Origin of the sequence: Hymenobacter radiodurans (assembly GCF_004355185.1) — a bacterium.
Classification (GTDB): Bacteria; Bacteroidota; Bacteroidia; order Cytophagales; family Hymenobacteraceae; genus Hymenobacter; species Hymenobacter radiodurans.
This window is the reverse complement of record NZ_CP037921.1, coordinates 34092-54282: the sequence shown is the minus strand read 5'-3', so window position 1 is coordinate 54282 and position 20191 is coordinate 34092. Positions and strand designations below refer to the sequence as shown.

The following is a 20191-nucleotide window of genomic DNA, read 5'->3' as shown; positions in this document are numbered from 1 at the left end:
GAGGAGGAGGGCGGGTTCGATCCTCCAAACTTAATAATATATTCCAATACTTAAATATAACAAAATCCGCCCTGGCTACCCGACTTCCCTGGGCGAAGGCGGGCGCCGACTGCCGACGCGCCCGCCAGCACCCGATGTGGTCCCGCTCCTGCAGTCTTCTCCTGTACCCCATGCAGTCGCAGTTCTCCGCTTATTCCAGGTAAGCCTCAACCAGAGCCGGTACTCGTCACTTTTCTCAAGGGAGCGTTGAAGAAAGGGGACACAACTTCAGCAGGCTGGTCTACGGGCTAGCAAACAGCATAGCCGGCACGTACTCGCTCCTGCGGCGGGCTATTTCGTAGGCGCCACCATAGCGGCTTCGAGGCGCTGCGTGACGGCCAGCATTTCGGCGTGGACCGCGGGCAAATACGCCAACAGGTCGGGTAGGTTTTCACTCGTGGGGTCCAACTTCCGCATGGCCTTAGTGAGGCGCAGGATGGCCTCCACTCGAACGGGCAATTGACTATGAGTCGTGTCCGTGGCTTCGTTGGCAATATCGGTCAACGTATAGAAGTAGCTTCCCTTCTTCACGGCGACCGACACCGTAAAGGAAAGGCGCGGGCTGGGCACTACGTCCGGGGTCTCCGCAAATGCGGTGCTTGCCGGGGGCGGCAGCGAAGGCCGCGGTTTCTTCTCCATAGCCAGCCCTCGCCGCCGCGCGGCGCCTAGCCCAGCGGAGCGGCGCTGCCCGTGTCAGTCAGCTTCAGCACGGTGCCTGCGCCGCCGGCCGCCGGCAAGGTGGCGCTGCGGTAAGTGGCGCCGGGCCTGTCAGAACTCAGGGCCGCCTGCCAGGCCGGGGCATGCGCCGCCGCGCCGAAGGGAAGCAGAAAAGACAGCGCCGCCCGGCGCCACCTGCGGGAGAAAGACCGAACCGCGAGCAGCTGGCTAAGGGCAACGGCTGGTTCTTGCCGATTACTTTTCGGAAGTTCGGTTGTTGATTAATACTGGCTCGCCGAACCCGAGTTCCTTCAGACGCGGCAATTGCGTTTTGGCGTCGCCGACGACGAGCCAGAACATTTTGTCCGTGTCGAGATATTTACGCGACAAATCCTGTACCTGCGCGACGGTCATTGCTTTGACCGTTCGCTCTCTGTCTTTGACGTAATCGTATTTCCAGCCGTATTTGCTGATGTTCTCCAACATATTCAGTTTCGCGCCGGCCGTTTCAAACGCCCTGGCATTGCTCTTAATCAGAAAGCCTTTGGTCGTTTCCAACTCTTTTTCCGAGTAATTTTTCGGATAATCCTGCAAAATGCTTTTTATCAACTTCGCCGATTCGAGCGTTACGTTGGTTCTAACGCTGCTGCCGATGACGAAGGCCCCCGGACTTTTAGTGCCGGAAAAACCCGAAGTGATGCCGTAGGTGTAGCCTTTGCCTTCGCGCAGCTGCTGCGTTAGCTGCGAGGCGAAACCGCCGCCGCCGAGAATGTAATTCATAACGGTCGCCGGATAAAAATCCTGGTCGGTTTGTGCCAGAGCCGGATAGCCGAAACGAATGACCGATTGTTTGGCGTCCGGCACGTCGTAGAAATAAATCTGCGATTTGGCCGGTGCCGACGGCGTTGTATAGGGGGAATTGCAACGGTTCTGCTCGCCCATTTTTTATTGATTTCGTTTAAAGGCTTCATAATCGCCGCTTTGTTCAGCGCGCCGACGACGTGCATTCGCGCGACTGACGGCGATATACTTTTGCCGTAAAAAGCCTTTACATCGTCGAGCGTGATGGCCGCAACCGATTCGGCCGTTCCCAGAATATTGCGCGAACGAATGTTGTCTTTACCGTAAATTAAACGGTTGAAATTTAGTTGCGCGACCGCGTTCGGGTTCGCCTCCTGCTGGCGAATTTGGCTGACGACGGATTGTTTTATCAAGTCGAATTCTTTGGCGTCCCAACGCGGCTCCAATAAAATTTCTTCGACCAGCCGAAGCGTCGGCTCGTAATTTCTGGCGAGCGTGTTGACCGAGATGCGGATGTCTTCGGCTCCGGCTACAACATTTATGGAAGCCCCTAATTGTTGAATTGCTTCTTCGAGTTCCTGCGCGGTTTTCTTTTGCGTCCCCTGCGTCATCATTCGCGCCATCAAATTGGCGACGCCGACTCGGTTTATATCCTCGAGCAGCAAACCACCGTCGACGATGATTTCAAACTGGGCGAGTGGCACTTCGCTGTTTTCGATGCCCAGAACGCGCAAGCCGTTGGTAAGCTTGTCTTCCCACATCGCCGGAACGTTGACCTCGGGCACCGCCCCGTATGGCGGCTCCATGCTTCGGTCAAAAGTCGAAGGCGTTTTTTCGTAGGTGGCGGCCGCGGTCGGGTCAACGGCGTCTTCGGCACCTTGCACGATTTTTTCTTCCGTGACTTCCGCCTTTTTTGACCCGTCAAGCGCGAGCGCCGATTTGCCTTTCGGCACGAAACTCGTCGCTACGTACTTCTTGTTTTTGATGTATTTCTGATACACGCGCCGCACGTCTGCGGCCGTCACGGCGAGTATATTTTTTATATCCGTTTCGACAAATCCCGGATTGCCCGTCAGATAATTGTATTGCGCAAGCTGCGTGCCTTTGCCGAGAACGCTCGACAACGAATTGTAAAATCTCGTTTCCTGGCCGGCTTTGATGCGGCTCAAATCTTTTTCCGAAATGCCTTCTCGGTCAAAAAGAGCGAACGCCTCCTGGATGCCAATCATCACTTCGTCCAGATCTTTGTCGGCGAACGCGCGCACTTCGAGCATTATTTGGCCGGCGAGTTCCGAATTGTAATTGACCATCGAAATGTCGGAAGTCAATTTTTTATCTTCAACCAGAACGCGGTAAAGCGGCGCTTTCTTGCCGTCGGCGAGGTACTGCGTTAACACATTCAGCGCGTAGGAGTCCGGATGAAGCTGCTCGACGCCGACACGCGTCAGGGTCAATTCCGGCAATTTCGCAAAGTTGTCTTCGTGATAAAATTTGACGGTTTCTTTTAGCGTTCCCGGGCGCTTCGCCAGCGATTTTACGACTTCGCCGCGTTTTATTTCGCCGAAATATTTTTCAACCCATTTGCGCGCCTGCGCCGTATCGAAATCGCCCGCGACGACGAGCGTTACGTTATTCGGAACATACCAGCGGCGGAAAAATTCTTTAACGTCCAACAGCTGCGCGTTCTGCAAATCGTCGAGCGAGCCGATGACCTGCCAGTTATACGGATGGTCGGCCGGATACAGCGCCTTGTCGATCACGTAAGACGTATGCCCGTATGGATTATTGTCGACGCTCTGCCGCTTCTCGTTTTTAACAACTTGTTTTTCTTTGGCCAGCACCGGCTCGGTTACCGTGTTGATAAACCAGCCGAGCTTGTCGGCTTCCGCCCACAGCATTTTTTCGAGCGCGTCTTTCGGCACGGTTTGCAAGTAGTTCGTGCGGTCGCGGCTCGTCGAGCCGTTCGCGCCCGAACCGCCGATGCGGGCGGTCATCTTATCAAGTCCGCCTTTGCCTAAATTTTCTGATTCGAGAAAAAGAAGATGCTCGAAAAGATGCGCGAATCCGGTTCGTCCCGCTTTCTCGCGCGCCGAGCCAACGTGGGCAGTAAGATTAACGGCGACGACCGGGTCGGAACGGTCGACGTGGAAAATCACTTCCAACCCATTTGGGAGCGTGAACTTCTCGTACTCGACTTTGAAAAGGGGCTTACCTGTCGGTTTCTGAGCCGAAACGGAAAGCACCGAAAACAAAAGACAAGCGACGGTAACGAAATGAAATTTCGAGGTTTTCATACTTATGTTAAGTTCTGCGAAGAAAAAGCAGCGCCGTTTCAAATTCAGGAAATAGATTCCTAGTATTCCGAGCGAATATAGAGCAGAAAAGTTGTCTGCCCCCTGTGGTGCTGCCCGTTTGCGCTCTCCTACTCCATCACCAGTCGCTGGCCCACCTGCGGGGCGTCGGCCGGCATCCGCACATGGCATAGGCCCGGCACGAAGCCCCGCAGAGGCAGCGCTGTGCCGGTGCCAGCAGCGGGCAGCACCACCTGTTGCCGGCTTCCGCCTCGGGCTGGGTACGGGCTCGCCCACCGACACCATCCGCTACCTCATCGACCACCTCAGCCGGCGCCCCTACGGAAGTGGTCTAGCGAAGCCGCCCAGAAGGAGGACGTAAGTTGAGGTGGGTTTCGAAAGGGTTGAGCGATTAGTCCTGTAGCATTTGTCAAGCACCGTTTAATAAATGTGACAGCAATGGAAAGAGTAAGCGATCTGTGCGCTGGTGAGTTCGGCCTTGCTTCTTCGCCCCCCCAGCTGGGTACTCGGTCGGCCTTTGCCCAGATTACGTTTTCTTTGCCCCCGGGCTCCGCGCCCCCTTGCCTTCCCTCCTCCTGCCCCCTTGTGCGTATGACTTCGCTCCCCTCTGACTACGCCCAGTTGCTCACCGCCCTCACCCACCGGGTGCGCGCGGCCCAGTACCGGGCCCTGCAACAAGTCAACCGCGAACAGATGCAGCTCTACTGGGACCTGGGCCAGCTCATTGCCGAGCGCCAGCAGCAGCAGGGCTGGGGCAAAGCCGTGGTCGAGACCCTGGCCCGCGACCTGCAGCGCGAGTTTGCGGGCGTGAGTGGCTTTTCCGTGCAGAACCTGTGGTACATGCGCCAGTTCTATCTCGAGTACAGCGCTAGCGAACTACTCCAACCGCTGGTTGGAGAAATCAGTTGGGCCAAGCACCTGCTGATCATGGCCCGCTGCAAAGACCCGCAGGAGCGCTACTTCTATACCGTACAGACCCAGCGCCACGGCTGGACCAAAACCGTGCTGGCCCAGCAGCTGAAGGCGCAGACCTACCAGCGCACGGTCCTGGCTCAACATAATTTTCCCACGACGCTGCCTACCCCGCGCGTGGAGCAGGCCGCCCTGGCCCTGAAGGACGAGTACACCTTCGGCTTCCTGGAACTGAGCAGCGAACACTCCGAATACGAGTTAGAGCAGGCGCTGCTGGGCAACGTGCGCCGCTTTCTGCAGGAGATGGGCGGCGACTTCAGCTTTATCGGCAACCAGTACCGGCTGGAGCTGGCGGGCAACGAGTACTTTATTGACCTGCTGCTCTATCACCGGGGCCTGCAATGCCTGGTGGCCATCGAACTCAAGATTACCGAGTTCCGGCCCGAATACGCGGGCAAGATGAACTTCTACCTATCCGCAACTGGCTGGTGGGTTTCTACTTGACTGAGTACGAGCAGCACGGTCAGGACCGGGCAAACTATGGGGAACGCATACTGGCCGAATTGGCTAAGACCCTGCGCACGCGGGGCGTTACCGGCCTCTCGCTGACCAATCTCAAGCTCTGTCGCCAGTTTTACCAGACCTATCCCGCCCTGCTCGTGGCCCAAGCAGCCACCCTGCAAGCGGCCGGGTTGGCTTTCCCTCCTATTGGTCAGACACTGTCTGACCAATCTAATCTGGCTACGGACGGGCCCGGCGTAGCCCTGCCCCTGCTACTCACCCGTCTCAGCTTTTCCTACTTCATTGAGCTGCTGGCACTCACCATCCCGCTTCAGCGCACCTTCTACGAGGTGCAATCGATAAAAAACTACTGGTCGGTGCGCGCACTCCAGCGCGCCATTGATTCGGCCTTGTACGAGCGCACGGGCCTCTCCACCGACAAAGCCGCCGTCCTAGCTGCCTACTCGGGCGCCCAGCCCCTGCAGGTGGCCTATGCTACCCTCTTTTCCGCTGGTTCAAGCGGAAGAGAGGAAACCTACTATTCCTTCTATTGCAGAAGCCTGCGAAGTACGCGCGCTATCTACTGCGGCCAAGCTGGTCGGGCTGAGCCCTTTTTTCTACGGAATCAAAGCACAAAAAACATTCGCGGTTGCCAATCAGAGTACATTTTAGCACAAATACTATAACACCTTTTATACCAAAATAGACTTTTAAGAACACCTTTATTTCCTCGGAGAACCAGCATTTTTTTACTTTTTTCAAGTAGTCTATTCCTTGGCAAAATTATATACTAGGGCCTCGCTATGGCCGGGCAGCCCTATCCCCTCCAGCAAGACCTAGCGCCTCCTAGCCGGGAGGGTCCTCCGGTGGATCATACCCCACCCGCCCGCGCTTACCAGGCGCTTATTTGAGCACGGGATACAAGCCCGGGAACTCGGTCTTGAGCAGGTTGGTGGCTACCCCGCCCAGGTTATCGAAGACCTTGTTGCCGGCCTCAAAGTCGCGCAGCAGGGGGTGCGTGGCTTTCATCAGCCGGGCAATGCGGGCCTCGTCGTCGCCCATGAACTCGAGCACATGCTGAATCTGGGCGGCCGTCATTTTCAGCTTCTGCAGGCGGGTGACGATGCGCTGCTGCAGGGTGGGCAGCTCGGCGGCCAGGGCCAAGCTCATCTGCTTGTCCGCGGACCGGGATCGGTTGGTGGTCCGCGCGGCGGGCTCCGACAGCGCGTCCTCCCCCAGCTGAGCCAAGGGGCCCGGAATGGTGAAGCGCACGCCCTTCACTTTTTTGCCTTCCTTCAGGGGCTGGTAGCTCACGACCCAGCCCAGGGAGTGGAGCTCGCGCAGGGCGGGCTCGAGCACGTAGCGCTTAAAGTCGTAGAACAGGGTGTAGGTCACGTCGTTGTCATCGCCCAGCACCTGCTTGCGCAGGGTCTCGAAGTCCACCTCCCACAGGCCCACGTCGTCCCAGGACTTGAGCAGCCAGTACAGGCGGTGGGCGTGGGCGGACTTAAGCGTGAGCAGGGTTTCAATCTCCACGTGGGTGTACTGCTCGGCCAGCTGCAGCAGAAAGGGCTTGATCTCGGGGGCGAAGTTGCCCGTCAAAAAGCCCGTGCCCTCGTTCAGGTCAATGTAGCTGATGATGGAGTAGGCCGTAAAACGCTTTTTGTTGCCGGTCTGGGACTCAATGCTGACCACCTTGGACATGAGGCTTTTGCAGGCGTCGCGGATGGTCTCGTACACGCTGCCCCCCTTTTTTTGGGTCATCACCCGGCTCAGGGGGATGGAGATGCCGGGCAGCTCGGTCTGGTCCTGGTGAATGCAGCCCAGGGCCAGGGCGAAGATGCGGGCCTCTACGTGGGTGAGCTTCAGGGGGGCCCGCACCAGGGCATTGGCCTGGTAGGCACGCGGGTAGAGGGCAGGCGGCGGGGGGGCGGGGGCAACATACGCAACGCAGCAGTAACGGGAAAGCCCTAAGATACGCGAAAATGCGTGACTGCAAAATCCGTTCACGCAGCAGCGGACTCCCGGGTGCCATTTTTCACGCAGGTAGCGGCGGGCACCGCCAGAGGTGCCATTTTTCACGTAATTGGGGTTCGCCGGAGCCGCGAGTGCCGTTTTTCACGCAGAAGGTGCCATTTTTCACGTAGGGGTGCCATTCTTCACGCAAATAGGTGCCGTTTTTCGCGCAGAAGGTGCCATCCTTCACGCACATGGGTGCCACTTTTCACGCTGCAGAGTGCCATTTTTCACGCAGATATTGGGGCTTACTTACTGATTGTCAAGTGGTTAGGGCGCCCTGAATATAGAATAGTAAAGAATAGCTTTAGAAAACAGAAGAGGTTCGGCTTTTTTTTGAGTGAAAGTGACTTTCCAGTAAGGGTCAGAAAAAGGTTAAAAGGAGACAACGAAGGCTTTTAGGGCGGTTCTGACGCCCGGGAACGGCCCCCGCCCAAGCGGGCGAACCCGTTGGCGCGGAGGGTATTATCTCCCCGGGCAATTGCGTGAAAAATGGCACCCGCCGCCTGGGGTGGGTGCCGAAAGCGGGGTGAGCATCATCTGCGTGAAAAATGGCACTGCCCCGGGGGCCTCCCTTCTCCCCGCGCGGTGCCCTGTCTTCCCTAGAAGCGCTAACTCCGCTGACAGGCTACCGACAAGGCTAACAAGGGTAAGCAGCTTCCCGGCTAGGCTTGCCGGTAGCCTGTCAGCGGTGCCTTGCCTGCGCCCTCAGAAGAAGTTGTCCTCACCCCAGCCGGAGGCAGCGGGGACGTGGGGCGCCTGATGTCCTGCCCCCTTCGGCGGCGCGCGTTAGCGTACCGCCGCCGCTACGCTCTGCCCTGGGCAGAGGGCAGCCCTACCCTCTCGGGCGCCCGGGTGCAGACCTCCGAGCCGCATGGCCGGGCTCCTGCTCGCGTTCCGGGCCGCGCAGCTGGCACTCAACGAATCCAGGCTCCTCGCGGACGGGAGCAAGGAGAGCCGTACGGGCAGGAGCGCAACGCCCGTAGCCTCGACGACCAGCTTACCGGTACCGGGGCCCCTCCCCTGCCGGGGGGCAGCCCCGCTTACCGCATCGCCTTGTAGTAGGAGTGCAGTCCAGCACAGTAAGCTTATCCTGTTTGTGAAGATTATCAAGACAATCAACATAAAATTTATAAGAAAGATTGTCTTGACAAACAATGCTTTCTTTATGCAAAGGCTTAGCAATACCAGCTAGTCAGGCTAGCGAAGGTTGATTGCTTAGGTGCTAAAACTAGGGCAAGCCAACATCTCCCCTGGTATAGCTGGTCCTCTTCTCGGGGCGCTCCCGCTGGGGGTAAGGGGCCAGTCCCGCTTTTATACGCTGGGAAGCCTGGCCGGATGGCCGCAGATCTTCGGGCTTATATTGATTATCTTGATAAAGAAGATAAACCAGAACGTCAACTATTTCTTGTTAATCTAGTTTATATAGACCTTCTTTGTCCAATATATAATCAAGATCCTATGGAAATTTACACGTTCGCGCTACGCAAGGGGGAACCGGCAAGAGTACTTCTGCCTGGGCCGTGGGGCATTGCATGGCGCAGGCGGGCCATCGGGTGCTCCTGGTGGATGCCGACAGCCAAGCGAATCTGACGCGGTGCCTGCCCGCCGTGGCCCCCACTAAGAACCTAACGCAGGTCATCGACCACAAGGCCACGCTGCTCGACGTGATGCAGCCCGTGGGCCCCAACCTGTGGCTGGTGGCGGCGGATGAATCCTTGGTAGTGGCCGAGAAGGGGCTCGGCGCGGACCTGGCCTATCCACTGCTCTTCAAGAAAGCCCTCAAAAACCTGGCGGCGCATATCGATTACGTGCTGATCGATAGTCCCCCAGCCCCAATTCCCCCTTGACGGTGGCGGCCCTGACGGCCTCCTCAAAAGTGTATGTGCCGGCCCAGCCCGAGCTGTTTAGCTTCGATGGGGTGAATAGCTTGCTGGAGCTGGTCGCGAAAATTCAGGACAGCTACAACCCGGAGCTGGAAGTCGGGGGGATCTTTCTCACCAAGTATGCCGCCACCTACCGCAAGGGCCTCCACCACCAGTTCGTCAAGCGCATGCGGGACCAGTTTGGCGCCTTGGTCATGCAAGCCACCATCCGCGATAACGTGGCGATCCCCGAAGCGCAGGTGCAACGGCGGTCCCTGCACGAAACCGCGCCCCACTCGAATGCACTCGTGGATTATGAGGCCCTAACGCAGGAAATCCTGGCCTGATTATCTATTTCATCTTGATAATCATGACTGTCAAGATAAGATAGATAATCATGGTTAGTAAGAAAGTCAATATTATAAAGACCAACCAGCATGGCATCCAAACCCAAACTTGACCTCGATCAGCTGTTACCCGCGAACCCCGACGATTTCTTGTTGAAGCCCAAAGCGACCAAGGCTGCCGCGGCCCCAAGCGTAGCGCCCGAAGCGGAAGCGGTTAAGATCAAGTTCTCGAATCAGCTGCCGGTGGAGACGTGGCGCCAGCTGCACCAGTATTCCTTCTGGGAGCGAAAAGACCTGGCGACGGTATTTGACCAGGCGCTCCTGGCCTTTTTTGCGCAACATCCCGAGTCCCAGCGCGAACTGCCGGCCGAGGAGAAGCGGCGGCGGAAGCTGCTTTAAGCTGATTACTAACTGTATCACTCCTCATAGCTTTTTTACTGGGCAATAGGAGGGAGATACGCCGTAGCAAACGCAGCGGATGATTGGCTCATGCAGGCATTTTTGTAGCAGCGGGGGGTAAAATTACGCTAGGCCCGGCCCTGGCGGGCCTTTTGCTAAGGGGCCGGCATGAAAAAACTAGCCGCTATGCTATTCCCGTTATTCTACCTGGTAGCCGCTCAGGCGCAGGTTCTGCCCTGGGGGGGCTTTCCGGTCGATGCGGCCGTTACGCTGCGCGTGCTAGGCCAGCCGCAGCCGGTAGCCGTTACCCCGCTGCCGCCGAATGTACCCCCCAAACAGGCGCGTGGGTACCGGTATACCGACCTAGCCGGCACGTACACGCTGATGCGGTTGGAGAAGCCCCGGGATAAGCGCTACGCGAAAGACGCCGATCATGCGTTTTACAGCGACGTGATCGACCTCGCGATGCACCAGACGCGGGGTACGCTGCTGGCCGAAGCTATTCTCCTGCATGGCCCCTATACGGCTGCCTGTGCTCGTTACCATGTGCCGGGCAAGGGCACGCACTACCTGGGCATTGTCCTGCTCCACCAGGTCAGCTACGAGTTTCAGTATACGCCCAGCAGGGCATTGTCAAAAGACCAAGACGCCCAGCTCTGGGCGCAATTCCAACAGTCGATTGTCCGCTTGAAATAGGCCGGTTTTTAACCAACCAGGATACGACCTCCGACTCAGTAGCCACCGGGTTTGGTACAGAGGTTAAACGGCCGCTCTACCGTAATTCTTTGTCCGGTTACTAACGCAACCCCACCCTAGGAGAGCATCAAAAAGTGTGGGTGCCAATTGGGCAATAACTGGGATTGAATAGTTTTAAGGGTGATGTTGGGGTGGGGCTGTCTAGTCTCAACGGATGAATTTCGCTCAGGGCTTACCGCTGGCGTACGCGTAGTTAAGTAGACCCTGAGCAAAAGGCCGCGCTACATCATCAGGATTTGCGTTTATCGATGGGGGGTGTCGAACAGCCCGGAATAGGGGAGATAGCCGCGTACAGTGCGGCGTAGCTCTCGCTTCTTATCTTGACACCCAAGATGACAACTAACCCGGTACCGGCATGAATGCGGACGAACTCGCCTTTAGGGAAGAAATGCTGGACAATGCCGAGCTGCTCGACTGCGCAAGCTGTGCCGATACCACCCTGCACACCCACGAGGAAGTGCTGCGTAAATCGGAAACCGTCACGGAGCTACGGATGTGGTGCACCCGGTGCATGAGCTGCCGCACGTGGCTGACAAGCAGCTAGCACCGGTTGGAGGGAGTAGTAAAGCAACGAAAAAGCCCCAACGCACAAGGCAGTGAGGCTTTTGTGTAAACAAGCTGCACAATACCAGCGCTATTCTTTGTCTTTACGACGGCCGATGTGGTAGCCAAAAACCTGCTGCAGAATAGTACACCCTAGGTAGCTCAGCACGAAGGAGCCGGCCGTGATGCCGGCAAAAACAAGCGGATCGAAGGTAGAGAGCATAGGCTTTTAGCGATACTCTTCGTCATCGTAGTAGTAGCGCCGCTTCGATACACTCTTCATGAGGTAGGAGCCAACGGTGACGATAAGGCTCATATTCACCGCAAACTGTCCCCAGCTAGGGCCATAGGGGCTGTAGAGAAAAATGGCCAGGGCCAGCAGGAACAGAAAATTTCTCATGATTGCATCTGAGAAGTAGGTCTGACTAAACATACGCGTTTTTTGGCAAATAGTAGAACGCCATGCCGAGTAGGGCTATTGCGTGGCCACGGTTGCCGGCGAAGCGGGGAGCACCCGCGCCCGCAGAATATCCTGATTGGTGATCTTGAGCGACAAGTGCCGCCCGCCTCCTTTCTCAAATAGCTCCATGATCAGTACTTTATCATCCGGAATCGTGAACTTCGGTACCACGTACACGCGCTCCAACTGCTTCGTGCCGGCAATAGCCGTGCTCTGACCATTATAGACGTAGCGCGGGGTTAGCTCCGATTCCTGGATGGCCGTGCGCTTAACCAGCTTCTTATCGCGCACCGTTAATTTGAGGAAGTCAATGTCGTAGCCGATGTTCGACTTATTGCGCATCGTTAGCTGGAAGTAGAACAGATCATCGACTGTATACAAGCCGTGCAAGCCGAGCACCATATCATCCTTCGCCATGACCTTGCGGCGCAGCGTGCGCTTTTTGCTGCTCACTTCGGCCGCGGTGGCTTCGATGGTGTTTTTGCGCGGCACCGCTTTACTGGCTTGCACGACTGACGCCCCACCTCCGATCGCAACGCCGGCGAGGTTGAGATTGATAATCTTGGGGTCTTTCTCGTAGTCCACCAGGAAAGAGTAGAGCTTGCCATCCGAGGTGAGCACGGTCATGTTGGTCTGGGCGAAACCGGCCGCATTGGCTTTCACCTTCACGATGTTCTCCGCGCCCTGGGCCTTTTCGGCAATGATGCTGCCACTACCCAGATCCACGTAGGTGACGGCCGACGGGAAGATCAGGTGCGTCGTTTTCTGAAAACCTACCCCTAAATGATAAGAGGCAATCAGGTGCTCGGATTCGATGGCCAGATAGGTGAGCGGTTTTAGCTGGGCCAGCGTGAGGGTAGATGAGCCAAGAGAAGCGAACAGGGCGAGGGCAACAAGGGGCTTTTTCATTAATGCAGGAGCAGTTTATAGTTCGCTTTTAGCGTAATCTTGACCTGTTTGAGTTTCCGGCTGGTCAGGGCTTTACCCGTTTGAATGGCAATGCCCGCGGCCTGCGCCCCTAAGCTGGGCGACAGGGTCAGCAGGTCGGCACTGCTGGCACCAGCTGCCAGGCCTTGCTGCGCCGCGTCTCGTTCGACTGAGCCAGGAATGCTCAGCCCTTCCCCGCCGTCCAGATCATAGGCCGACAGGCTCACGGGGACAATACTATTTTCCGCCTGGATGGAGGCCACCTTGATCGTCAGGCGCTGGCCACTAAGATTGCACACGCCATACACCACGGTGTTTTGGGGAATCACGCGCCCCTCCAACTGTACATCCGCGAGCAGCCGCAGCTTCACCGTTTGCCCCTGCACAACTACCTGGTCCGAATGCACGACGGCGGGCACGGTATTCACCGCCGCTGCTGTGCTAGAGCGAGCACTGCTGCCCCCCAGGCTATGGAAGCTATTACCTTGTGTGACGGGCCGCTGGCTATTATCCAGCCGGTTTACTACCGAGACCGGGGCGGCCGCTACAACGGACGGCTGGGGTTTGGCTTTGGCTGGAGCAGCCTTCGCGGCGGGTGCCGTTGTGGCGGGGGTGTTCATCGCCTGTAAGCGCTGCTCGTATTCGCGTTTGAGCTGCGCTAGCTCGCGTAAGCTCTGGTCCATCTGCACATCCTGGGAACTGGGGCCGGGCGCATACGTGGTAGCCGGCGCCCCACGGCTGTAGTTCCTGTCGGTAGCAGGCGGTGGCGGGGTGGTCTGCTGTTGCAGCTGCTGCAGGCGACTGTGCACGGCCGCTACGTTGGGGTCATTGTTTGGGTCGTAGCGTTGCGCGGGGTCGCCCGGCTGCACGGCGTAGTTCAGGCCATCGGGGGCAGGGGTACCAGCTGCTTCCTCTCCCGGCGCGAAGGCCAGACTCTGGCGGTAACTGCTGTCCGTGGGCGCCATCGCGGCCGCGAGCTTATCCTCATACAGGCTGCTGGGGCCGGCCGCCGGCAGGGAGAGGTTGAGGCCATTCGCCCCCGTATCAGCTGTTACGGTAGGCACGCCTTGGCCCCCACCGCTCAGGTAAAAGAGCGCGGTCAAGCAAATAAAGCTGGGCAGGGGAATGAAAAGCAGCAAGCGGCGCTGCTTGATGCGTTCCGGCGAAAGATTGGGGGAGGTAGCCATATGGTAGAAAGGCTAGCGGCGCTCGGTGCGCAGATCAACATTTTCTATTGCCCGCCAGCGCTCCATCAGAAAGCCGTGCGGATTATTGGCCGAGCGCGAGACGTCCCGCAGGTAGCATTCCGATACCATGCGGCGGGTGCTGACCGAGGAGGCTCGGATGATGCGCTGCTGGGCGTAGCAGCGGGCATAGTAGGGGTAGACGGCGGTATTAAGGGCGACACTATCGACCCGAATATCCTGGCTGATGTTGGCCTGAATCAGGTCATTGAAGTAGCCGTTCTCCTTCAGGTTATCATAGGCGCGCTGGGCGCTCGCGTCGGCCAGGAACAGGGCTTGCTTGACGTTGTACTCGATGGCCTTGGGGTCGGGGTCAAGGGTGAAAAAGAGCTCATGGAAACGCTTGACGTGATCCTTCGCCTCGACCGGGCGGTTGTCTTTGACGTTGTGGGAAACGGCGGTCAGCAGGGTGCCCTGGTCGAGCACGTAGATGCGGCCCTGGGCTTCGCGGGCCGTCTGCCGGGCGGCGTAGATAGCATAAGCGGACACGGAAAAGCAGAGCAGCATGAACAGCAGGGCCAGGGTCTTGACCTGCTGGTAGGCGGAATCAATATTCTTCAGGGAACGGAACATAGTCGTAGAGGCTAAGGGTGGTTAGGCAGTCGTGTTCTTGTAGCCAGTCGGGTTACTCATGGAAGGCCCTGCCGGCGCCGTGCCCATGGCCCGCCCCACAGCAACCACCCCACCGACGGCGGCCCCACTCGTTGCGCCAGCGACACTCGCGGCCATGCTGCCCGCCGTGCTGCCCCCTCGGGTTGCCAGACGGGTAATTCTCTCCATGCCACTAGCGGCGACAATCCAGTTGGCTACCGAGGGCACCGTGAGGTAGCCACAGATGGCGATCACCAAAAAGATCATGTAGCCGGCATCCGCCGCTTCCAGATCACGGCCTTGTTGAATTTGGGTAATGTCGAGGTTGAGCATCATCACCTGGATCTTGGCCGTGATGGCCCCGAAGATGTTGGCCACCGGCAGCCACAGAAAGGTGTTGATGTAGCGGGAAAACCAGTTGGTTAAGGTGCCCTCAAAGCCGGGCCAGATCGAAAAGCCGAAGCTGATGGGCCCAATGATGGAGAGGATAATCAGAAAGAAGGTGCGGATGGTATTGATCACCAGCGCCGCCGAGTCATGCAGGAGCTCTAAACCATTGCGCATCCACTCGCGGAAGTTCTTCTGCACATCGTAGGAGATTCGATTAAAATACAGCGCCGTCTTGCCGCCGACGTCAAGGATATCTTTGGCTCCCAGCTCTTTCTCGAACGCCTCATCGGAGGCATACGGTGCATTCTCCGGCCGCGCGGCCAGCAGGGCTTCTTTGCGCTCCTGCAACTGAATAATGCTTTGGTTTTGCACCCGCACGACCGCGCTGGTAGCCCCCGAAATACCGCCCAGCACGCCGTTGAGTACACCCAGCATCGCGGGGAAAAAGGTAATCACGAGGCCGATGGCGAAGGGCCGCAGCAAGGGAAACACGTCGATGGGCTCGGCCTCCGCCATGCTGCGCCACACCCTGCTGGCGATAAAGACCAGGGCGCCCAAGCCCCCCAGGGCCCGGCCCACGTTGATGAGGTCCGAACACAGGGGCAGCATTTCATTGTAGAGGTTGTCGAGCAGCTGGTTGAGCGATTCAACCGGAAGCGATACCTGAAGCGGGAGGGAAAGTAAATGCATAGCCGTTGTTAGTTGGGGAGCCCGTAGAGCTTCTTAAGTACTTGCGTGTCATTAACTGCTTGTTTCTGCTGGGCAGCAATAGCCTGATTGCGGGCCGTGAAGTAGGCCACGAGCTGGTACTGATGGACTACTTTATCCGAGAGCTTGTTGATGAACTTCAGGCGCTGCGCGTCGGTCATCTTCGCAGCGTCGGGGGTAAGAATGACGGTCAGATCATCGAGCAGCGCCACGTTCTCCGTCATGAGCACCGTGTAGCCCTTGGCAATCCCTTGAAGTTGAACGGGCGTCAGGTAAGGGTTCTGCCGGAGTTGGGTCATGTTCTGGGTGTACAAGTCCAGAATTCGACTCTGATAGGACCATATCGTTTGCACGCGCTGATAGTCGCGCACCACGGAATTAATCTTGAATAACCCGTCGTACCATTCCTCGTGCATCGCGGCTGTCTGGTCGGTGAGCTGCTTGATGACGGCCTGGGTACTGGTGCCTTTTTCGACAATGGTATTGCCAATCCCCCGGAGCGTGGTGATAAACCCTTGGTGGTTGGCCTGCTTTGTAGCCTGCCCCTCGGCAATGGGAAGCGTCGCCACGAGCTGGGCCCGCGTAAGGCCCGGCACCAAGAGCAGCGGACCGAGCAGGAGGAGAGTAAGTAGTTTTTTCATCCCTAGTTGGCTAGGCCGTAGAGCTGCTTGATGGTCTGTCTGTCCTGCTTCGCCTGGGCCTGCTGTTGAGCAATGGCAAGATTGCGGCGCGTGAAGTAGCTGACCAGCTCGTACTGATGGGTCACCTTGTCATCAAGGGCATCAATCAGCTCTAGGCGCTCCGCATCCGTCATCTTGGCCTCGAGAGGAGAGACGATAGCCGTCAGCTCATCCAGGTAGCCGGCCGACTCCTGAATCAAGGTGGTATAGCCCCGCACCATGCCGGCTACCTGGGCCGGCGTCAGGTTCTGATCCGCTTTGAAGCGCCCGATGTAGTTCGAGTAGATAGTGATGATGGCCGTCTGCCGCTCGAAGATGTGCTGGACCCGGCGGTAAGTGCGCACGGTCTGACTGACCTGCATCAAGCCATCGTACCAGTTCTTCGCCAGCAGCATATTCTTCTCGGTGAAGCCCTTAGTCAGCACCTGCTCCACCACGCCGCTATTGACCAGCGTATTCGCTCGGGTGCTCAAGGCTTTGAGCGTGGCCTGCAAACCCGTCTGAATGAAGTTGGTGCCTTCCAACACGGGCGCGGAAATCACGGCCTGGGCCTGGGCAGCGGGCGTACCCAACAGGCAAAGCGCGGCCACGCACAGCAGTTTCTGTGTCTTTTTCATACCCTGAAAATGTTTAGTAAGAGGTAGGTTAGAGCCGCTTAATTGTGGCCGAAGGTTTCCAATCGATATTGCCGGCCTTTTTGCTCTTGCTCTTTCAGCGCCAGTGTGTTAGCCGTCTTCTTGGTGTAGTAGCGCACGAGGGCCAGATGGTGGGTTTGCTTGTCGGCCAGGTCCGATACGAACTTGAGTTGCTCGGCCTCGCTCATCGTAGTTTTGCTGGTGGCCAGCGCCGAGAGCTCCTGCACCCGGGCTGCGCTTTCGTCGACCAGCTGCTGATACTTGGCGCTGATCCCCTGCGCCTGCTCTGGCGTCAGGATCGAATGCTTCACTAGCTTGGGTTCGTTGGCGGCCACTTCCTGTAAAATGGCTGCATGCGTCTGATAGATAGTCTCCGTCTTGGGATGGAGCTTGATCAGATTCGGCACATCACTCTTATACCAGGTATGCACCTCGTTCACGTAGCTAGCGTTCGTGGTGCCCAGCGTCTGCTGAATAGAGGCGACGACGCGGGCCTCCGCTTCCTTGGAAGCAGCGTCTTGCCCGCAGCTGGGGAATAACAGTAAGCCGGATAGAGCGATCAGATAGGTTGCTTTCATAGTGGAGAGGTAATGGGTGGTGATTGTCTTGTCTTTCCTCTGGTGTTAGCCGGCCTCGCGCAACTCCCGAGCATAAGCCTGAATAGCCGTTTCGATGCTCATACCTACCTCTATTTTGTCGAACAGAACTTTCTTCTCGGCTTCCTCCGTCGTGTAGGTCACGTACTCCTCCGCCGATACTTCCACCCCGTAGACCGTGGCCACGGTGGTGCCTAGGCCAATATACACCTCGTTGTAGCGCACGCCCGGGCGCCGGTCCTGGTTGATACTGAGCACCAACGCCTTTTGCTTTTCCGACAGGGCTAACACTTCCTGAATTTCGTTGAAGCGGCCCATGAACTTGCGCAGATCCAGCAGGATCATGCAGTCGGATTGGGTGATAATGGTATCCTTCACCACGGGATTATCCAGAATATCCTTCACCTCCTGCGTGACGACCACAGCTTCGCCCTGAAACTTGCGTACGGTCTTGAACAGGTACTTCAGGTACTCGGCCATCGCAGGGGTGGCAATGGCTTTCCAGGCCTCCTCGATCAGGATCATCTTGCGCACGCCCTTGAGCTGGCGCATCTTCTGCAGGAAGGTATCCATGATGACCAGCGTCACCACCGGAAACAGAATCGGATGATCCTTGATGTTATCGATTTCAAAGACAATGAAGCTTTCCCGCGTGAGGTCCAACTGCTTTTCCGAGTTGAGCAGGTAGTCGTACTCGCCGCCTCGATAGTAGGGCTTGAGCACGTAGAGGAAATTGTGCATATCGAAGTCCTGCTCCCGCACTTTCTCCGTGGCCAGGTAGGCTGTGAAAGGCCCTTGCAGGAATTCGTAGAAGGTGTTGAAGCTGGCCCGAATGCTGGAGTCAGCCGCCAAATGCTGGTAGTAGTGGGTGAGCGCCGTCGAAATAGAAACGTACTCGGCCTGCGAAACCGCTTCGTTTTCCCGCTTCCAGAGCATCACCAGCAGGTTGTGCAGACTCAGGCGCTTCTCGACGTCCGGGCTACCAACGACAAAAAAAGGGTTGAAGCTGATGGGCTGCTTTTCCTCATACGTGAAGTACACGCCTTTGCGTAGCGTACAGAGTCCCTTATAGCTGTTGCCCGTATCCACAATCAGCACGTGCGACCCTTGCTCGTGGTACTGGCGTACCATCCCGTTGGTGAAGAAGGACTTGCCCGAGCCCGAACCACCGAGCACGAACTTGTTGCGGTTGGCGATGATGCCTTTCTGGCGGGGCTCGTCGGAGATGTCTACGTGCACGGGCTTGCCCGTCAGGCGATCGCTGAGCTTGATGCCGAAGGGCGAAGAGGAGTCGCGATAGTTCGTTTCCATGCTCCACAGGCAGCAGGCCTGCTCGGCGAAGGTATAGAAGGTTTCCTCACTGGGAAAGTCGCCGGCGTTGCCCGGAATGCCGGCCCAGAACAAAGCTCCGATATCCACCGTGTTCTGGCGTACTTTGCAGCCCATCTGCGTAATGGCACTCCCCGTTTGCTCCCGGAGCTCCTTTACGTCCGCCTCGCGTTCGGTCCAGGCAAACACGTTCGCGTGGGCCCGCACCGGCAGCTTCTGCTCGGAATGTGCCTCATTCAAGTAGCGGTCGTAGAACTCCTTGTTGATGGCATTCTGCCGCGAGTACAGCGCCAGGGCATTCAGGTTGTCGCGCTTCTTCTCGAAAGACTTTAGCGTCTTGGCCGGATCATCGACAAACAGGTACTGATTGTAGATGTGGTTGCAGTTGAGGCTAAGACCGACGGGGGCAGTGAAGCCCACAAAAAAGTTCGTGTAGTCCGTGCTCAGGTTACCGTGGCGGGCGCTGGTTGTCAGCGCCGCAGGCAAGTCATCCAGGTTGCCCAACGAGAAGCACTGGCAGAGTTTGCTGCCCACCTTCAGGCCCTGGGTGAAATCCAGGTCGGTCATAGGGGCCGTGTCGCTTAGGTTCAGCGAGAGGTACTTTTCCAGTAGCCCCGTCTTTACTTCTGTGCCGCATAGGTCCTCATCCGTCAGCTGGCTGAACCCAATCCCAGCATCCGAGAGCACGCGCACGAATTGGCCGACGGAGTTGAAGAAGGCGCTCAGTAGGTCCTCATTCATCATCTCCTTGGGGACGATCCTGGGACGGGAAAGCAGCGTGCTTAAACTAGTCCAGTTCTCGCGGCTGGAGGCGGTTTTTGTGATAAACAGGTAGCAGGAGTGATGCAGGAAGGGGCGCTCGTAGAAGTTCCGCTCATAGGCGTGCGAGAGCAAGGAACGCTCCTCCTCGAAGGAGGGCGTATACTTATCTTCCACAAACCAATCCTGCTTGTGCAGCACCGTATGGTTGAGCAGCAGGCGCACCGCCTTTACGACTGCCGAATGCCGGGCCTCGTAGTCATGCTGGGCCAGGGTGTAGATTTCCGGCAGCTCCAGGCGGAAGGCGACGGTTACGTCGCCATTCTTGCTGATCAGGCAGCCCTGTTCCACCTGGTAGATCGGCTGCTTTTCCTCCAGTGTCGCGGCTGATTGTAGTAGTTGGCTCATCGGGTTAGGTCTCTAAACAGGCGAGCAGATCGGTTGACCAGGCGCTTGGGCTGTCGCCCTTTGGCCTGCTGCTTCATGGCCCCGTGCTCCCCGAACTTGGCGCTGAGGGCGAACACCCGGGTTACCCAGAGAAAGCCCGCGCCAAGCGCTAAGAATACCAAGAAGTAGGGATTAATGCCGGCCACGTGCAGGACGATAAAGCTTAGAAACACGCCGCCGAGCCCGCCAAGTAGCAGAAAAATGTAGCGGCTGCCCACCAGCCCCTGGAATTCGACGGGCTTGTTGACGCCCTTGTTCAGCGGGTAGTGGCTCATGG

The 20191-nt window shown here is 57.5% G+C and carries 22 protein-coding genes and 1 pseudogene; 9 read left to right on the top strand and 14 right to left on the bottom strand.

Translation table 11 applies throughout. The features are described 5' to 3' along the window. Nucleotides 1-330 precede the first annotated feature (330 nt). Together EPD59_RS00260 and EPD59_RS00255 are read right to left on the bottom strand one after the other, a co-directional pair. Entirely contained in the window at nt 331-678 is a 348-nt protein-coding gene (locus EPD59_RS00260; protein ID WP_133271037.1) for a hypothetical protein, read from the bottom strand. 273 nt (nt 679-951) lie between these two features. Continuing rightward, nucleotides 952-3791, bottom strand: a pseudogene (locus EPD59_RS00255) (M16 family metallopeptidase). A gap of 609 nt (nt 3792-4400) precedes the next feature. On the opposite strand from EPD59_RS00255, the gene EPD59_RS00250 reads away from it, so the two are divergent. Then, complete coding sequence (locus tag EPD59_RS00250; protein ID WP_133271036.1) at nt 4401-5225, top strand: PDDEXK nuclease domain-containing protein; 825 nt, start codon at nt 4401-4403, stop codon at nt 5223-5225. Then, entirely contained in the window at nt 5210-5908 is a 699-nt protein-coding gene (locus tag EPD59_RS00245) for a DUF1016 N-terminal domain-containing protein (protein ID WP_165963413.1), read from the top strand. Before EPD59_RS00250 ends, EPD59_RS00245 begins: the two co-directional genes overlap by 16 nt. A 217-nt stretch (nt 5909-6125) precedes the next feature. Here the strand turns inward: EPD59_RS00245 and EPD59_RS00240 are convergent, their stop codons facing one another. Then, the gene (locus EPD59_RS00240) at nt 6126-7064 is read right to left on the bottom strand and encodes a replication initiation protein (RefSeq protein ID WP_240731350.1); all 939 of its coding nucleotides are present in this window, start codon (nt 7062-7064) and stop codon (nt 6126-6128) included. Here EPD59_RS00240 and EPD59_RS22040 point away from each other — a divergent pair. The 7 genes from EPD59_RS22040 to EPD59_RS00210 all read left to right on the top strand — a co-directional run bounded on the left by EPD59_RS22040 (nt 6978) and on the right by EPD59_RS00210 (nt 11149). After that, complete coding sequence (locus EPD59_RS22040; RefSeq protein ID WP_240731358.1) at nt 6978-7196, top strand: hypothetical protein; 219 nt, start codon at nt 6978-6980, stop codon at nt 7194-7196. The genes EPD59_RS00240 and EPD59_RS22040 overlap by 87 nt on opposite strands. 738 nt (nt 7197-7934) lie before the next feature. Continuing rightward, complete coding sequence (locus EPD59_RS00235; RefSeq protein ID WP_133271033.1) at nt 7935-8300, top strand: hypothetical protein; 366 nt, start codon at nt 7935-7937, stop codon at nt 8298-8300. A 461-nt stretch (nt 8301-8761) separates the two neighbouring features. Next, entirely contained in the window at nt 8762-9088 is a 327-nt protein-coding gene (locus tag EPD59_RS00230) for a ParA family protein (protein ID WP_133271032.1), read from the top strand. Between the two features lie 2 nt (nt 9089-9090). Then, the gene (locus EPD59_RS00225) at nt 9091-9450 is read left to right on the top strand and encodes a ParA family protein (RefSeq protein ID WP_165963412.1); all 360 of its coding nucleotides are present in this window, start codon (nt 9091-9093) and stop codon (nt 9448-9450) included. Between the two features lie 90 nt (nt 9451-9540). Then, on the top strand, nt 9541-9849 hold the full coding sequence (locus EPD59_RS00220; RefSeq protein WP_133271030.1) for a hypothetical protein: 309 nt from the start codon (nt 9541-9543) through the stop codon (nt 9847-9849). A 168-nt stretch (nt 9850-10017) separates the two neighbouring features. After that, the gene (locus EPD59_RS00215; RefSeq protein WP_133271029.1) at nt 10018-10545 is read left to right on the top strand and encodes a hypothetical protein; all 528 of its coding nucleotides are present in this window, start codon (nt 10018-10020) and stop codon (nt 10543-10545) included. Nucleotides 10546-10960: 415 nt separating this feature from the next. Beyond that, nucleotides 10961-11149, top strand: a complete 189-nt coding sequence (locus EPD59_RS00210) for a hypothetical protein (protein WP_133271028.1) — start codon at nt 10961-10963, stop codon at nt 11147-11149. Nucleotides 11150-11239: 90 nt separating this feature from the next. Here the strand turns inward: EPD59_RS00210 and EPD59_RS23035 are convergent, their stop codons facing one another. From EPD59_RS23035 to EPD59_RS00165, 11 genes are all read right to left on the bottom strand, one after another. Beyond that, nucleotides 11240-11371, bottom strand: a complete 132-nt coding sequence (locus EPD59_RS23035) for a hypothetical protein (protein WP_262712892.1) — start codon at nt 11369-11371, stop codon at nt 11240-11242. A 6-nt stretch (nt 11372-11377) separates the two neighbouring features. Continuing rightward, nucleotides 11378-11548, bottom strand: a complete 171-nt coding sequence (locus EPD59_RS21430) for a hypothetical protein (RefSeq protein WP_165963411.1) — start codon at nt 11546-11548, stop codon at nt 11378-11380. A gap of 75 nt (nt 11549-11623) precedes the next feature. Beyond that, nucleotides 11624-12517 carry a conjugative transposon protein TraN gene (traN, locus tag EPD59_RS00205; protein WP_133271027.1) on the bottom strand — a complete coding sequence of 298 codons (894 nt, stop codon included), beginning with the start codon at nt 12515-12517 and terminating at the stop codon, nt 11624-11626. Next, complete coding sequence (gene traM / locus EPD59_RS00200) at nt 12517-13722, bottom strand: conjugative transposon protein TraM (protein WP_133271026.1); 1206 nt, start codon at nt 13720-13722, stop codon at nt 12517-12519. The genes traN and traM overlap by 1 nt, the downstream gene beginning before the upstream one ends. 12 nt (nt 13723-13734) lie before the next feature. Next, nucleotides 13735-14352, bottom strand: coding sequence for a conjugative transposon protein TraK (traK, locus tag EPD59_RS00195; protein ID WP_133271025.1), 618 nt, complete (start codon nt 14350-14352; stop codon nt 13735-13737). A gap of 21 nt (nt 14353-14373) precedes the next feature. Beyond that, entirely contained in the window at nt 14374-15450 is a 1077-nt protein-coding gene (gene traJ, locus EPD59_RS00190) for a conjugative transposon protein TraJ (RefSeq protein WP_133271024.1), read from the bottom strand. Nucleotides 15451-15458: 8 nt separating this feature from the next. Then, nucleotides 15459-16109: a hypothetical protein gene (locus EPD59_RS00185; protein ID WP_133271023.1), complete on the bottom strand. Its 651-nt coding sequence runs from the start codon at nt 16107-16109 to the stop codon at nt 15459-15461. A 2-nt stretch (nt 16110-16111) separates the two neighbouring features. Continuing rightward, a complete protein-coding gene (locus EPD59_RS00180; protein ID WP_133271022.1) occupies nt 16112-16765 on the bottom strand; it encodes a hypothetical protein in 654 nt (217 codons plus the stop codon). Between the two features lie 38 nt (nt 16766-16803). Next, nucleotides 16804-17361 (bottom strand): hypothetical protein, encoded by a 558-nt coding sequence (locus tag EPD59_RS00175; protein WP_133271021.1) that lies wholly within the window; start codon nt 17359-17361, stop codon nt 16804-16806. A gap of 45 nt (nt 17362-17406) precedes the next feature. Then, nucleotides 17407-19875, bottom strand: coding sequence for a TraG family conjugative transposon ATPase (locus EPD59_RS00170; protein ID WP_133271020.1), 2469 nt, complete (start codon nt 19873-19875; stop codon nt 17407-17409). After that, complete coding sequence (locus EPD59_RS00165; RefSeq protein ID WP_133271019.1) at nt 19872-20189, bottom strand: DUF4133 domain-containing protein; 318 nt, start codon at nt 20187-20189, stop codon at nt 19872-19874. Before EPD59_RS00165 ends, EPD59_RS00170 begins: the two co-directional genes overlap by 4 nt. Nucleotides 20190-20191 lie beyond the last annotated feature (2 nt).